This window comes from Paenibacillus sp. EPM92 (assembly GCF_016586185.1).
Classification (GTDB): domain Bacteria; phylum Bacillota; class Bacilli; order Paenibacillales; family NBRC-103111; genus Paenibacillus_G; species Paenibacillus_G validus.
The window spans coordinates 39,464-52,487 of sequence record NZ_BCPS01000020.1 but is presented as its reverse complement, the minus strand read 5'-3'; the positions used below and the strand labels follow the sequence as shown (position 1 = coordinate 52,487).

General features: G+C 58.4%; 16 protein-coding genes and 1 pseudogene. 9 read left to right on the top strand and 8 right to left on the bottom strand.

Translation table 11 applies throughout. The annotated features are described in order from the left end of the window. The 4 genes and pseudogenes from JMF85_RS03475 to JMF85_RS03460 all read left to right on the top strand — a co-directional run. Positions 1-276, top strand: a pseudogene (locus JMF85_RS03475) (ISLre2 family transposase); the annotation flags it as partial. A gap of 217 nt (positions 277-493) precedes the next feature. Then, on the top strand, positions 494-1,711 hold the full coding sequence (locus JMF85_RS03470; protein ID WP_127605106.1) for a class I SAM-dependent methyltransferase: 1,218 nt from the start codon (positions 494-496) through the stop codon (positions 1,709-1,711). A 216-nt stretch (positions 1,712-1,927) separates the two neighbouring features. Next, positions 1,928-2,830 (top strand): DMT family transporter, encoded by a 903-nt coding sequence (locus tag JMF85_RS03465; RefSeq protein WP_201317728.1) that lies wholly within the window; start codon positions 1,928-1,930, stop codon positions 2,828-2,830. An 85-nt stretch (positions 2,831-2,915) separates the two neighbouring features. Further along, positions 2,916-3,593, top strand: coding sequence for a DNA-deoxyinosine glycosylase (locus tag JMF85_RS03460; protein ID WP_236595720.1), 678 nt, complete (start codon positions 2,916-2,918; stop codon positions 3,591-3,593). A 148-nt stretch (positions 3,594-3,741) separates the two neighbouring features. On the opposite strand, the gene JMF85_RS03455 is transcribed toward JMF85_RS03460, so the two are convergent. Next, positions 3,742-3,891 (bottom strand): hypothetical protein, encoded by a 150-nt coding sequence (locus tag JMF85_RS03455; protein ID WP_164751720.1) that lies wholly within the window; start codon positions 3,889-3,891, stop codon positions 3,742-3,744. A 192-nt stretch (positions 3,892-4,083) separates the two neighbouring features. Here JMF85_RS03455 and JMF85_RS03450 point away from each other — a divergent pair, with 192 nt between their 5' ends. Next, positions 4,084-4,620 (top strand): hypothetical protein, encoded by a 537-nt coding sequence (locus tag JMF85_RS03450; protein WP_127605102.1) that lies wholly within the window; start codon positions 4,084-4,086, stop codon positions 4,618-4,620. Between the two features lie 301 nt (positions 4,621-4,921). Here the strand turns inward: JMF85_RS03450 and JMF85_RS03445 are convergent, their stop codons facing one another. From JMF85_RS03445 to JMF85_RS03430, 4 genes are all read right to left on the bottom strand, one after another. After that, the gene (locus tag JMF85_RS03445) at positions 4,922-5,086 is read right to left on the bottom strand and encodes a hypothetical protein (protein WP_164751719.1); all 165 of its coding nucleotides are present in this window, start codon (positions 5,084-5,086) and stop codon (positions 4,922-4,924) included. Further along, complete coding sequence (locus JMF85_RS03440; RefSeq protein WP_164751718.1) at positions 5,076-5,240, bottom strand: hypothetical protein; 165 nt, start codon at positions 5,238-5,240, stop codon at positions 5,076-5,078. The genes JMF85_RS03445 and JMF85_RS03440 overlap by 11 nt, the downstream gene beginning before the upstream one ends. A 132-nt stretch (positions 5,241-5,372) precedes the next feature. Then, positions 5,373-7,697, bottom strand: coding sequence for a transglycosylase domain-containing protein (locus JMF85_RS03435; RefSeq protein WP_236595719.1), 2,325 nt, complete (start codon positions 7,695-7,697; stop codon positions 5,373-5,375). 189 nt (positions 7,698-7,886) lie between these two features. Next, the gene (locus JMF85_RS03430; protein ID WP_141336669.1) at positions 7,887-8,351 is read right to left on the bottom strand and encodes a hypothetical protein; all 465 of its coding nucleotides are present in this window, start codon (positions 8,349-8,351) and stop codon (positions 7,887-7,889) included. A 279-nt stretch (positions 8,352-8,630) separates the two neighbouring features. Between JMF85_RS03430 and JMF85_RS03425 the strand changes: the two genes are divergently transcribed. Continuing rightward, the gene (locus JMF85_RS03425; protein ID WP_141336668.1) at positions 8,631-9,116 is read left to right on the top strand and encodes a CBO0543 family protein; all 486 of its coding nucleotides are present in this window, start codon (positions 8,631-8,633) and stop codon (positions 9,114-9,116) included. A gap of 7 nt (positions 9,117-9,123) precedes the next feature. Continuing rightward, the gene (locus JMF85_RS03420) at positions 9,124-9,612 is read left to right on the top strand and encodes a CBO0543 family protein (protein WP_141336667.1); all 489 of its coding nucleotides are present in this window, start codon (positions 9,124-9,126) and stop codon (positions 9,610-9,612) included. 155 nt (positions 9,613-9,767) lie between these two features. Here JMF85_RS03420 and JMF85_RS03415 read toward each other — a convergent pair whose 3' ends face one another. Continuing rightward, positions 9,768-10,541 carry a Cof-type HAD-IIB family hydrolase gene (locus JMF85_RS03415; protein WP_201317726.1) on the bottom strand — a complete coding sequence of 258 codons (774 nt, stop codon included), beginning with the start codon at positions 10,539-10,541 and terminating at the stop codon, positions 9,768-9,770. A gap of 268 nt (positions 10,542-10,809) precedes the next feature. Here JMF85_RS03415 and JMF85_RS03410 point away from each other — a divergent pair, with 268 nt between their 5' ends. After that, complete coding sequence (locus tag JMF85_RS03410; protein WP_201317725.1) at positions 10,810-10,956, top strand: hypothetical protein; 147 nt, start codon at positions 10,810-10,812, stop codon at positions 10,954-10,956. Between the two features lie 24 nt (positions 10,957-10,980). Here the strand turns inward: JMF85_RS03410 and JMF85_RS03405 are convergent, their stop codons facing one another. Beyond that, positions 10,981-11,385 carry a hypothetical protein gene (locus tag JMF85_RS03405; protein ID WP_054798122.1) on the bottom strand — a complete coding sequence of 135 codons (405 nt, stop codon included), beginning with the start codon at positions 11,383-11,385 and terminating at the stop codon, positions 10,981-10,983. 74 nt (positions 11,386-11,459) lie between these two features. On the opposite strand from JMF85_RS03405, the gene rluF reads away from it, so the two are divergent. Next, the gene (rluF, locus tag JMF85_RS03400; RefSeq protein ID WP_054798123.1) at positions 11,460-12,164 is read left to right on the top strand and encodes a 23S rRNA pseudouridine(2604) synthase RluF; all 705 of its coding nucleotides are present in this window, start codon (positions 11,460-11,462) and stop codon (positions 12,162-12,164) included. Between the two features lie 48 nt (positions 12,165-12,212). On the opposite strand, the gene JMF85_RS03395 is transcribed toward rluF, so the two are convergent. Further along, positions 12,213-12,905 carry a response regulator transcription factor gene (locus JMF85_RS03395; RefSeq protein WP_054800277.1) on the bottom strand — a complete coding sequence of 231 codons (693 nt, stop codon included), beginning with the start codon at positions 12,903-12,905 and terminating at the stop codon, positions 12,213-12,215. Between the last annotated feature and the right edge of the window lie 119 nt (positions 12,906-13,024).

Sequence of the window (13,024 nt, the reverse complement as noted above, 5' to 3'; positions counted from 1 at the left end):
AGGCGGACGAAGCGTGGCGGGTACAGTTGGAGTGAGCAAGGCGTCAGGGCGATGCTGAGGACGATGATGAGGATTCAAGAAGCGGGCACGGTGGTAAGAACGGTTGAAGGACAAGCGAGTAAGCAGGCAACGCCGCAGCAGCCGATAAACATGCGGCAATTGCTAAAGAACGTGACGCAACCGGTCAAGGGTTGTATCGCTGGAATGATTCGCATGCTGCAAGGACCGAAGCAAAGCAGCACAACGGGTATGGCACTCAAAGCACTTCGCGGATAACGGCAAAAAATTCTGACAAATCACTTGTATTTGATGAAAGAACGAAGCAAAGCGCTTACAAGGAAGAGGTTCCTTCGGGGTTCGCGTTCCAAGCATCTTAAATGACTGCCCACGCTAGCTTGACACTGACCTGTTGTACCGTGAAGTTTTCGAAGGAAGGGCATCCGGGGTATAATGAGTAACGACGAACATCCGGAAATGGAGATAACGACAGCCTATGCAGGAGCTTTATGAGATTGTTGACCGTCTGGTCAGAGAAAACACGCTAATTCAAGCGACATTGAGCCAGCCCCGCCGCAACGAGCCGGACGGCTGCTCGAAGGTGACGGTGAAGCCCGTCATGCTGAAGGGGGAGCTGCATTACCAGTTCAGCGCCTTCTTCGGGCCGAAGGTGAAGCACGAGAACGTATCCCCGGCGGAAACGACCGGCAAGCTCGTCCAGTGGCTGACGGACGACTTCAGGCAAGGGCTGCTGCAAGCGGTCGAGGCGGATTATCAGGCGCTGCTCAGCAAGAAGGGCAAGCTGGCCGTGCTGCGCAAGCCGCCGACCAAGAAGGCCGATACGGCAAGGCCGCCGGAGCATAATCGCAAGAAAAACTACGTGCTCGAAGAGGGAACGCAGATCCCGTTTCTCGTGGAGCTCGGCATTATGAACGCCGAAGGCAAGGTGCTGGCCAAGAAATACGACAAGTTCCGGCAGATCAACCGGTTTCTCGAGATGATCGCCGACGTGCTGCCTCATCTGCCGCAAGGACGAACCTTGAACATCATCGATTTCGGCTGCGGCAAATCGTATTTGACGTTCGCGCTGTACCACTTCCTGCACGAGATGCGGGGAATGGATTTGCGCATCGTCGGCCTGGATCTGAAAGAGGATGTAATCGCGTTCTGCGGCGCATTGGCGGACAAGCTCGGCTTCGACCGGCTCCGCTTCCTGGTGGGCGATATCGCCCAATATGACGAGCTGCGTCAAGTCGATATGGTCGTTACGCTGCATGCGTGCGATACGGCGACCGATGCCGCGCTCGACAAGGCGGTCCGCTGGGGAGCGTCCGTTATTTTGTCGGTACCCTGCTGCCAGCACGAGCTGTTCCGTCAAGTCAAGAGCGAGGCTCTCGCGCCGCTGCTGCAGCACGGCATCCTGAAGGAGCGTTTCGCTGCGCTGGCGACCGATGCGATGCGCGCCAAGCTGCTGGAGCTGGCCGGTTATAAGACGCAGCTGCTGGAGTTCATCGATCTGGAGCACACGCCCAAAAATTTGCTCATCCGCGCCGTCAAGAACGCCGCCGCGCTCTCGCCGGACGAAGGGGCAAAGCTGGCGGCGGAGTATGCCGGTTTTCGGGATTTTCTGCATGCCGATCCGTATTTGGAGCGCGCTTTGGCGTCGGAGCTGCCTGCGTTGACTAGAAATTCCGGACAAGACGGAGCTTTGTAGGCAAGCAGGCGAGGGGATCTTATTCGTCGACTTTGCGGTTACACATCCAAAGTTTGCAGCGAATAGCGAGCGCTCCGCATGCAGGGGAATTTCATACGGTTGGCCGGAGCCTTGGCGGCTCCTTTTTATTGCGGCGGGCGAAGAAAAGCAGCGGGGTGACCGACGTAAATATGCTACAATGAGGCTGTTGCTTAAAGTGGGAAGAGGTGCTATGGCGTGGGATACGTGCTGCTGCTGCTCGCGACGCTGTCGTGGAGCTTCGTCGGTATACTGGTAAAGACGGCCTCGATGATGCTGGATAGCATGACGATTACGTTCATGCGGTTCGCGTTGGGCGTTGTGTTCCTGGGCGGATTTCTGTGGATCAAAAGGCATCCAATCAAAATTCGTTTCGATATGAAGTGGATTTGGCTGGGGGCGGCGGGGAAGTGCTGCAATTATTTTTTTGAAAATATCGCGTTATCTATCGGGTATTCTTACGGAAATATTTTGGTGACGCCGATACAAACCATCATTCTGCTGGTCGTTTCCGCCGTTTGGCTAAAAGAGAAACTGACGGTCCGGGCTTGGGCGGCAGCGCTTCTGTGTATTGCCGGAGTGCTCCTGATCAGCTGGAACGGGCTGCCGCTCGCGCTTCTGCTGCAGGGAGGGGCGTGGACGACGGTGCTTTACGCGATTTCGGGCTTGGGAACGGCGTTTCACGTGTTAAGCCAGCGGATGCTGATCAAGGAGATGGATGCGGGCAACATGAACTTCTCGGTGTTTCTCTGGTGCTCGCTGCTGATGGCGCTTCCGCTTCCGTTCCAGGCATCCTTAACGGGCCCGGTCGGCATGTACCCCATCTTGGCGCTGGCCTTGCTCGGGGTTATTACGGGCCTCAGCTTTTACTGGTTCTCGCAGGCGCTCCGCGTAGTCTCTTTCCCGGTAGCCGTCATCATTAGCAATTGCGGCGTATTGTTTTCGATCTTATGGTCGTATTTATTTTTTCGGGAGCCGATTACGGAGTACATATTGGGCGGCGCTGCGATTTTTGTAGTCGGGCTGCTGGTGCTGAACTTACCGATGCGGCCGGCTAAAGTGCGTCAAGCGGGCGGGCTGGAAGCATCGGATGGACGATAGGCTTGATGCCGGTTGAAACTCGGATGAAATTCAGATGAAAGTCTGTTGAAATCTGTTGAAAGTCCGATGGAAGGAGGGGATTCGGGTGAAGGATTGCGGAGACGGCGAAGCGGAGAGCGGGATCGGGAAACTGTCACCGGCACGCGGCGAAGCCGGGAGCGGGCAGCCGCGGCAAGGCCCCGCCGGGGACGAGCCCGGAGCCATGGACCGGACGCATGCCCAGTTGGGGAGCCCCCGCCTTACCGGGCTGGCGCCCTTCGCCGACGACGCGTCGAGTCTCCTGATCCTTGGCTCGATGCCTGGCGAAGCTTCGCTGCTGGCAGGCCAGTATTACGGGCATCCGCGCAATCATTTTTGGCGGCTCTTGTATGCGCTGCTGGACGGCGGTGAGCCGGATGCGGACTATAAAGCGCGCGTACAGTTCGCGCTATCGCGCGGCGTGGCGCTGTGGGACGTGCTGCGCACCTGCGAGCGCGAGGGCAGTCTGGACGCGGCGATCCGCCGGCCGGAAGCGAACGATTTCGCCGCGATGTTCGGGATGCATCCGCGCATCCGGCATGTGTTTTTTAACGGCAGCGCGGCGGCCGAGCTGTTCCAGCGGCATGTCCGCCCGAAGCTGCCGGCCGGCGACGGCAGGACGTACCGGACGCTGCCGTCGTCCAGCCCGGCCCGGGCGATGAGCTTCGAAGCGAAGCGAGATGCCTGGCAGCCGGTGCGGGACGCCTGGCTGGAGCTCGGGCGCCCCGGCGGCAGCCGGCGGTGAGCCGGCTGCCTGAAGGCGGCCGCGCAGCCAGCGGGCCATGCCTGCCGCCGAGGCCGGCAAGCACGGCGAACAACCGCAAGACGCCATGCCCCGAGGGGCGGCGTTTTGCGGTTGTTTTCGGTGCAGCCGTCAGAACAGCCGGGCGCGGTTATTTCTTTTCCTTTTGCGTCGCGCCGGGTAAATTTTTCGTGGTTTTCACATTTTCTACGGTATCGTTGACGAACTCCAGATCTTGATTCTCGGCGGACATGGAAGCGGTGCCCTCGTAGTTGCCTTGATGCTTCTTGTTCTCGGACATGGCGTGATCCTCCTTTCTCCCCATAGGATCGGTCTTCGATTATTAACGTGCGCAGCCTGCTTGCAAAATATGCTTCCTGACTGCGGGCAAAGGCGGGGCGGGCCGCGGCTCGGAGGCGAATGCCGGATGCCTGGCATGGTATACTAAACCCAAAAGATCCCCAACGCTCGAAACCCGAGGAGGATGATGGCGATGGCCAAGCAAAACGTGAAGGTGCCTTTCGGTTACGAACCCCCGAAGTCGCGGGAATCGGAGCGCGGCAGCTTGTGGGTGTACGACAGCTTCGCGGACTATTCGCTGCAGGAGCTGCAGCCGCTTCTTCGGTTGGCCGAAGAACGGAGCATCGCGAAGCTGGTGTTTTATCCGCTGCATGAAGAGACCGTGCGCCGCATGGAGAAAGAGCCGGTCGAGCCTTACTACCGGCGTGTGGACGCGCTGGAAGCTTTGCTGGATGAGGCTGAATCGGGCGTGGATTGGACGATTGAGCGGTTCGAAGGCAAGCGGAAGAAATATACGCCGATGGACACGGCCTTCCGGTTTCTGGAGGAAAAGTACGCCTCCCCGTACTTCGTGTATGTGAGCGCAGCGATGGCCGGCAGGCTGGCCGGTTACGAGAGCTTCGAGCCGTGGATCAAAAAAGTGCGCATGTTCATAGCCGGTGGCAGCGGCGAATTTTACTCGGCCCATCCGATGCTGCAGAAGCACTCGAACCGGTGGGAGCGGGTGTAGAAGGCGGCGGGGGACGGGCTAAGCGGCGGCCCGTTTGTCTGCGCCGGGGACGCTTGCACAGAAAGTGGAGGGATGGCGCTTGATCGGGCGAGGGGGAAGGCGTCCTGCGGAGAGAATGGAACGATGTTGCCTTATTCGAACGATGTTCGGATGACAGGCCGGAAGAAGATGTGAATAGCGAGCTATAGTTTCGCTATTTGCGGAATAGGCTCGCTGACGGAGTCAAGCCAAGCTGGCGACAAATACGAGAGCCCGCCCGGGAGTCACCGGGCGGGCTCATTCGGGTAGGCGGTGGCGGGAATTAATCGTCGGGCGTACGGTCCACGAACAGCCTGGTGACCGGCGTTGACTCCCCCTGCCGCACCTCTTGTTCCGTTGCCTTCTCCTCCAGCGGATCGTGCGTGTTCATGCCAGGGGCGACGGTAGGTTCATGCGGATGCGCCGCCGGGGCGTCGTCATGCGTCATGCCGTTCGCCTCCTTCCGCGTGTGCATAAGCGATAAGCGTAATCTCATCGCCGGTCAGCTCGGCGAGCTTCGATTCGGCTTGCCGAATGATACGAACGGCTTCGTCGGTTTGCGGCAGCGAAGCAACTTCGTATCGGTTCGTTTCGATTTTCATACGGGGCCTCCCTCGATTCGTTATTCCGTTCCACAGGGAACGCAAATAGGTTTCCCGCCAGGTGACGGGGGCATACCGAAAGCCCCTCGCCGTAAGGGTAAGGGGCTTTCGGTATGCGGGAGGAAGCGCGGCTTAATCGTCATCGTCGTCGTGCTTGCGGTTTTTTTTCTTGTCCTCTTTGCGGTCGTATTTATTCTCGAAAAACCTGTAGTCACGTTTATCCGGCTTTTCTATATCTTCCTCCGACTTTCTCTGTCTTTCACGCTCTTGATCCTCCGCTTGCTTGCGAGCCTGCTCGATGGCGCGCTGCACTTCTTCCGGTACGGGAAAATCTTTCACCGGCACCCCTTGCAAAGCGCGGGTCATCATTTCCTTGAACAGCGTCGCCGGCACGGCCCCTCCCGACGTCGTCAAGTAATGGTTGCGGTCGGTTTGGTCGTACCCGACCCAGACAGCGGCCGCCAATTCGGGTGTAAACCCGACAAACCATGCATCTTTGGCGCCGTTCTGGCCTACCGCGGCGAACTCCTGCGTCGCCGGCAGCTGGGTCGTTCCCGTCTTGCCGGCGGTTGGCCGCCCGTTCAGCAGCGCGGCCTGGCCTGTGCCGGACGTGACGGCTTCCTGCAGCAGCGTTCGCAGCGTATACGCATGGACCGGCGCGGTCACGTCCGTCCGCTGCGGGTGCGCCTCGATCACGGGCTTGCCGTCCTTGGTGGTGATGCGCGTGATGGCATGCGCTTCCTGCATGACGCCCTGGTTGGCGATGGCGGCGTAGGCCTGCGCCATCTGCAGCGGCGAGACGCCTTCGGACAGCCCGCCGAGCGCCAGGCTGAGATGCTTATCGGCAGCCGGCAGCGTGATGCCCGACCGTCTCAAATAATCGAGCCCGGTATTCAGGCCGATTTCGTTCAGCAGCCAGACGGCGGGAATGTTCCACGAGCGGGTGACGGCTTCGCGCAAGGACACTTCTCCGCGGGTTTGGCCGTCCCAGTCCCGCGGCCGGTAGCCGCCGATATCGAGCTCGCCGTCAAAGAGCATGGAGTCGGGCGTATAGCCGTGTTCCAGCGCGGGTCCGTACACGGCCAGCGGCTTGAACGTCGAGCCCGGCTGGCGCTTGAGCTCGGTGGCGCGGTTGAAGCCGCGGTACGTCTGCTCGCCCCGTCCGCCGATCACAGCCCGCACGGCGCCGCTGGCAGGCTCGAGCACAACGGCGGCCGCCTGGACGAGCTTCTGATCCGGGCTTGCCGGGAATAGCTCTTGCCGGGCGAATACGGCTTCCGCCGACTGCTGCACAGTGAGGTCCATCGTCGTATGGATGCGCAGCCCCATCGTCAGCAATTGCTGCTCGGTGAAGCCGTATTTCGTTTCCGCTTCATCCATCACATAATCGACGAACGCCGGAAATTTCCCCTTCAGCGATTCGCCGCTTTCCGCCTTCAGCCGGATCGGTTCGGCAACCGCTTGCCCGTAATCGGCCGCTTCGATCAGCTGCTGCTCTTTCATTAAGGACAATACGAGATTTCGTCGTGTCAATGCTTCCTCGGGATGCTTGACCGGTGAATACCGGGAAGGGGCTTTCGGAAGCCCGGCGAGCAGCGCGGCTTCGGCCAGCGTCACCTTGTTCACCGGCTTCCCGAAATAATGCTGGGCGGCCCCCTCGACGCCCCACTGTCCTTCACCGAAATAAATGCTGTTCAGATACAGCTCGAGAATCTCGTCCTTGCTGTAGGCGAAGTGTATTTTTATGGCGTAGCCGAGCTCTTTTATTTTACGGGTTAGCGTTTTGTCCGAGGACAAGAACATATTTTTGGCCAGCTGTTGGGTGATGGTGCTGCCGCCTTCGTCGAAAGAGCCGGATTGAAGATCGCGCATCAATGCGCGGGCGATCGATCGCAGATCGTAGCCGCGGTGCTCGTAGAAGCGCCGATCCTCGACCGCGACGATCGCGTGCTGCAAATGCTTCGGCATTTGCGCTAGCGGCACCGGCTCGATTTTGGACGACGAGAGCTCGGAAACCGGCTGGCCGCTTGCGTCGAGCACGAAGCTCGCTTCAGGCAGCGGATGCTCCAGCTTGCTGATATCGAGACCGCTGATCCAGGCCGAAGCGAGCCCCAGACCGAGCGCACCAAGCAGCAGGCCGAACAAGACCGCCCACAACCATGGCCGGTACCGGCTGCGTGGGGCGACAGGGATCGGATGGTATGGGCTGGCGAGCGGCCTCTGCCACCCGGCCATGGAAGCGTCGCCCGCCTCGGCCGGGCCGCTGTCGCGAGGCGCGCCCGCATCCGCCCGGGCCGCCTTGCCGCGCTGCGCCCCGGTTGCAGCCTCGGCCTGCGCCGCGGTACCGGCGTCCTTGTCACGGGCGGAGCGCCAGGTCGCCCGCATCGCTCGCGCCGGCGAGTCATTCCGCAATTGGCCCGTGTGGGGCGTTGAGTCGGGTTGCTGGGGTGGTTTCATAGATCTGCCCCCTATATGTGATGCGCCATACTGGCGTAAAATTGAACTGTTCCACGCACGTTTCAGGCGTCTGTTTAATGTATTCGCAAGCTTCGACACTTTTGTGCAGGTGGACGAACTGCAAAAAGAGCCCCCGAAACCGAATTCCATCCGGCGGAGGCCCTTGGCGTGCGTGTACAACAATGCTTATTACTGAATCGGGTCGGGAATCATACCGTTCTCGCGCACTTGGGCGTTTGTCGGCATCTTGGCCATCACATGGCCCAGTCGCTTGACATCTTCCTCATTGCCTGCCATCTGCCCGTTCATGGCGTGTTCAATCGACGTCGACGCCGACTTCTTCTTGACCGGGCCATTCTCCAAATATTGCGCGAGATCGAGCATAATGTCATCAGCTGCGTCCGCCACGGGATCGGGAACATAGCCCCGGGCCGCAAAGGCCGCTTCGTTCAAATTGATGTGCGTCATCCCGTTCTCCAGGGTATGCGCGTAAACGCGAAACGGATATTCCTTCAATGTCACAGGGTCGCGAAACGACAGTTCGTAGACGGTGCCTTCTTTAGCGGACGATTCGGTAAAGCCTACAACAGCGAGCATGCTGTGCACATGGGCAAACGGTTTGGCGATCGACGGCAGCGTTTTTTTACGGGACATACGGAACACTCCTTCGATAGAAACTTCGGCGCCCTCATTTGATCCCTGAGGACCGCTGTGGAACCGAGTACCCTGTATTTACCCGTCATGGACAAGCATGAAACCAGGTTAGGGGAGAAAGGGGCCAAAATACCTGTATTTTTTCCAAAAACCGGGATTATTCGCGAGTCACTCTTCATTTTATTTCCAAAAAAATTGAATAAGATGACGGAGCGGTGACAACAGTATAAGTAGCGGAGGCCGGTCTGGCGCCTCTTCATTCACGAATAGGGGGGACCTATGCTGCTGCAATTCGACGTGATCGTCCAATGGGGGATCGTGTTGCTATCGGTAGCCTTACTGGCTTCGGTTCTCCGTCGGGGTAACTTTCGCAAGGCGGCTGTCGCATTCCTGGCGTACCAAACGCTTTCGTGGGGGATCGACTTTCTGATCGTTCTGTTCAAGCTGGCGGAGTATCCGGTTCACTTTTTTTCCCGGGCGACGGACAACGGCTTTGAATTCAGTTATTTGTTCAGCCCGGCGGCTTTTACCGTTTTTTATATGACTTATCCTCACAAGAGGGAACGAAGCCGCAAATGGATGCACTACGCGATATTCGCGGTAACCATGGGGCTTTTTAAATCGATGCTTTCCCGGTATACGAATACCGTGGAGTTTTTGTCGACCAACGCCCTGACGGTGACGCTAATCGTAGGGCTGGAATATGCGCTCGTCTATCGGTACGTGAATTGGTTTAACGGGAAAATTGAAGCGTTGAGAAGCTAGGTGTCCTATGTATTGGCTGGAACGTTTATTATTAATTACCGTCGTCATGATCTCATTTGGCATCATTTGGCTTATTCCGAAGGAACAGCGATTAAAGGCGAATTTCGTATTTCTATTTGCGGGTCTGCCGGTTTGGATTTTGGGGCTGCTGGTGGTTGAGCTCGGGCTCATCGAATACCCGGTGCGGGAATTGCATCAAGTTAACCGAACGAGCTTTATCTTCGAATACTTGGCGCTGCCGGTCCTGTGCGCGTTGTTTACTGCGCGGTATCCGGAAGGCGCACCGGTCTGGAAGCGAATCGGCTACTATGTGCTGTTCTGTTCCGCATTGACGATAGCCGAATATATGATCCAAAAATATACGCTGTTGATTCGGTACGTCCGTCTGTGGGACTGGTATTGGACCTTTGTCTCCGAAGCGTTCGTGTTCTGGCTTACGCGACGGGCCGCCGTTCTTTTTTTCAAAGACAGGAAACCGGTCAAACCGGTGAAATAAGCTTGGATGTACAGGTACAGGTAAGGCCGCTGCGTCAGCCCGATGGTTCGGTTGCTGCTGCAGCGGCCTCTTTCGGTCAACCGACCGGCCGTCGGTGCTGCGGTCGCGTACGATTGAACGGCGGGCCGGACAGCAGGTATAATGATGATGAACAATCAGATTAAACCGACTTGCTTTAACCCGTGCCAAATGCCGTCTTCGGAACTGGTAGCGGTGACACGGTCGGCGACGGCCTTCACTTCGTCGGAGGCGTTGCCCATGGCGATGCCGGTGCCTACCCAAGCAAGCATTTCCTTATCGTTCAAGCCGTCGCCGAAGGCGTAACATTGGGCTGGCGCAGTGCCGACCGCTTCCAGCAGCTTCTGAATGCCCACTGCTTTCGAGCCGCCTGCGGGCATGACGTCGGCTGCTAACCGGTGCCAGCGGTGATACCGGTATTCGGGGAAGCGGGCCGTATAAAGCGGCTCTTCCTCCACCGGGCAGAACAGGTACGCTTGATATACGGGCGAATGGGTATAAAAGAGCGGATCGACAGGCGGGTATTCCAAGCTGAGCGCCCCGAAGCTGGCGTCGATCAGCGGATGAGCCGCATGGGATGCGCACAGCATCGCATGACTGCTGAACGCCAGACAGTGTCCGCGTTCCTCCGCGAATTCGCACATGTCGCGAAGCCGATCCGGCGGCAACCGGTGGGCGTATATCTCACGGCCTTCGTACACGACGTATTGGCCGTTGGCCGACACGTAGGTGTCGATGTTCAGCTCCTCGCGGATCCACTCGAATTGACTGGGCGTCCGGCCGGTTGCGATAGCGGTTCGGATACCGCTGCGCTGCAGCAGCCCGATGGCCTGTTTGGTCGTTTGGGGCAGACGGTTGCGCTCGTCAAGCAGCGTGCCGTCGATATCGAAAAATACGATGGTCTCGTTCATGGTTTATACACCTCCGGGTGATGGCATTGTGCGGCAGCCGTCCCGCCTGGCCTCGGAAGCGGGCATCCTGAAAATGCTCCCCCATCGTCTATAGGCCGAGCGTTGTCCCGCTGTCCCGCCGCCTGGCGAAGCGCATCCGCGAGCCTGGCGACCGCCCGGAGCGCCCGGCAAGCCGGGCCGCTTTGCGCTTCGAAAATCAGCTTATCTTGTGAAATGCATTTCATGTCAAGCGATTTTTTCGCAGAACGGCTCTGCAGGGGGCTTGGCAATGGCCAACATCAAACAGATCGCCCGCACGGCCGGCGTGTCCGTCACGACCGTACCCGCGGCTGCTGTACGATCGCGTCACCGGCCGCACGGACCAAGCCGAAACACACGGGCTTCTTACCGGCTGATGGAGCGGAGGACGGTGTAGCGGGCGGCCGCCAGCGAGCTCGCCTTATGCGCCATCTGCGGTCCTGACGGGTTCAGACGGGCGAGAGCGATGACGTTCCGTTCGTTTCAAGGCTCTCCACGTCCAGACCGCTCCGCTGAAGTCGATCAGGCTAAGCGCAACGAAAATCGGCTTCAGCCAGCCGAATGACACGAAGACGATCATGAACAACAGGATCGAAGCCCGCGTGTACACGGTCAGGTAGAAGAAGCCGCGCATGTTCTCCCGCGCCGCCTGGAAATAATCGAACGCCAGGTACAGCAGGAACAGGCCGATCAGCCGGAGCCAAATATAGCTCTCCGCCGTATAGCCGAGCAGACCGGACAACAGGCCCGGGGCCAAGAGCAGCGTCAAGCTGAGCGCAAACATGTAAAAGCTGAAGTAAAATACGGTTTTGGCCGGATACGTCATTCCATCATTCCCCCACAACCATGGTATGATAGATAAATAGATCATCGATCGAAAACGGAAAGCGAGAGTACGGTATGCGAATCAATAAATATATTAGCGAAACCGGGCTTTGTTCCAGACGAGAAGTGGACAAGCTGGTCGAGGCCGGGCGCATCACGATCAACGGCGTTAAGGCGGAGCTGGGCAGCCAGGTGGGCGAGGGCGACGATGTGCGCATCGACGGCAGGCCGATCCGTGCTAAGAAGCCGGCCGTGTATATAGCGCTGCACAAGCCGGTAGGCATCACGAGTACGACGGAGCGCCACGTACGCGGCAATATCGTCGATTTTGTCGGACACCGCGAACGGATCTTCCCGATCGGCCGTCTGGACAAGGACTCGGAAGGTCTGATCTTGATGACGAACGACGGCGACATCGTCAACAAAATTTTGCGCGCGGAGAACGAGCACGAGAAGGAATACATCGTCACGGTCGATCGGCCGATTACGGCTTCGTTCCTGCAAGGGATGGCCGGCGGGGTCCATATCTTAGGCACCGTTACCAAGCCGTGCGTCGTTCACCGGATGGACGAGCGGACGTTCCGCATCATCTTGACGCAGGGGCTCAACCGCCAAATTCGCCGCATGTGCGCCGCCTTCGGGTACGAGGTGCGCCGGTTGAAGCGGACGCGCATCATGAACATTAAACTTGGCGGCCTGCCGGTAGGCAAGTGGCGCGATCTGGCGCCGGACGAATTGGCCGAATTACTGCGCCGCATTGATCATGAGCCTTCGCGGTGATTGGCGGCAAGCCGGTCGCCGTAATCCCCGACTGCCGGGCATTCCGCATCAGTGGTTGAATTTGTAGCCGATCCCGCGAACGGTCAAAATATATTGGGGATCGGCCGGATTCGGCTCGATCTTCTTGCGCAGGTTGCTGATATGGACAAGCAGGGTGCGCGTATCGCCGTTGCTGTCGACGCCCCAGGTCATTTTGTACAGCTGCTCCAGCGACAGCACTTTGCCCGGCGTGCGGGCCAGATGCAGGAGCAGGTCGAACTCCTTCGACGAGAGCGGCGCAAGCTGGCCGTTCACGCGGACCGTCCGGCTGAGCAAGTCCATCTCAAGGCCGGGGAACGAGAGAAATTGGGCTTCTTCCTTGTGCTGCTCTAACAGATGGCTGCGGCGCAGGTGCGCCTTCACCCGGGCGACCAATTGACCCGGGCTGAACGGCTTCGTCATGTAATCGTCGCCGCCGATGCTGAAGCCGAGAATGATGTCCATGTCTTCGCTCTTGCAGCTCAGGAACAAAATCGGCGTCGTGTAGTGCTTCCGGATTTGCCGGCATACTTCAATGCCGTCCAGCTCGGGCAGCAAGATGTCGAGGATGACCAGATCGGGCCGGTGCTCCTGCACCATCTCGACCGCTTCCGCTCCGTTCGAAGAGCTTAATACTTCGTAGCCCTCTTTTTCCAAATAAAGTGTAATTAATTCGACAATTTCCGTTTCGTCGTCTACGATTAATATTTTTTCTCCAGACATCGAGTTTCTCCTCCAAATAGCCGTCCGCTGTTGAATTCCCCATTCCCAAAACTTGTGGTTTCATATACGATAATAGACAGAATTGGCAATAACCAACAAGAAAGAAAGTGGTATCGATT

Excerpts from the sequence above, each read along its gene's own strand:
- JMF85_RS03455 (WP_164751720.1), bottom strand. The coding sequence starts at position 3,891 with ATGTCCGAGAACAAGAAGCATCAAGGCAACTACGAGGGCACCGCTTCC.
- JMF85_RS03430 (WP_141336669.1), bottom strand. The coding sequence starts at position 8,351 with ATGTCCCGTAAAAAAACGCTGCCGTCGATCGCCAAACCGTTTGCCCAT.
- rluF (WP_054798123.1), top strand. The coding sequence starts at position 11,460 with ATGCGAATCAATAAATATATTAGCGAAACCGGGCTTTGTTCCAGACGA.
- JMF85_RS03445 (WP_164751719.1), bottom strand. The coding sequence starts at position 5,086 with ATGACGCATGACGACGCCCCGGCGGCGCATCCGCATGAACCTACCGTC.
- JMF85_RS03420 (WP_141336667.1), top strand. The coding sequence starts at position 9,124 with ATGTATTGGCTGGAACGTTTATTATTAATTACCGTCGTCATGATCTCA.
- JMF85_RS03440 (WP_164751718.1), bottom strand. The coding sequence starts at position 5,240 with ATGAAAATCGAAACGAACCGATACGAAGTTGCTTCGCTGCCGCAAACC.
- JMF85_RS03450 (WP_127605102.1), top strand. The coding sequence starts at position 4,084 with ATGGCCAAGCAAAACGTGAAGGTGCCTTTCGGTTACGAACCCCCGAAG.
- JMF85_RS03415 (WP_201317726.1), bottom strand. The coding sequence starts at position 10,541 with ATGAACGAGACCATCGTATTTTTCGATATCGACGGCACGCTGCTTGAC.
- JMF85_RS03425 (WP_141336668.1), top strand. The coding sequence starts at position 8,631 with ATGCTGCTGCAATTCGACGTGATCGTCCAATGGGGGATCGTGTTGCTA.
- JMF85_RS03410 (WP_201317725.1), top strand. The coding sequence starts at position 10,810 with ATGGCCAACATCAAACAGATCGCCCGCACGGCCGGCGTGTCCGTCACG.
- JMF85_RS03395 (WP_054800277.1), bottom strand. The coding sequence starts at position 12,905 with ATGTCTGGAGAAAAAATATTAATCGTAGACGACGAAACGGAAATTGTC.
- JMF85_RS03435 (WP_236595719.1), bottom strand. The coding sequence starts at position 7,697 with ATGAAACCACCCCAGCAACCCGACTCAACGCCCCACACGGGCCAATTG.
- JMF85_RS03405 (WP_054798122.1), bottom strand. The coding sequence starts at position 11,385 with ATGACGTATCCGGCCAAAACCGTATTTTACTTCAGCTTTTACATGTTT.
- JMF85_RS03470 (WP_127605106.1), top strand. The coding sequence starts at position 494 with ATGCAGGAGCTTTATGAGATTGTTGACCGTCTGGTCAGAGAAAACACG.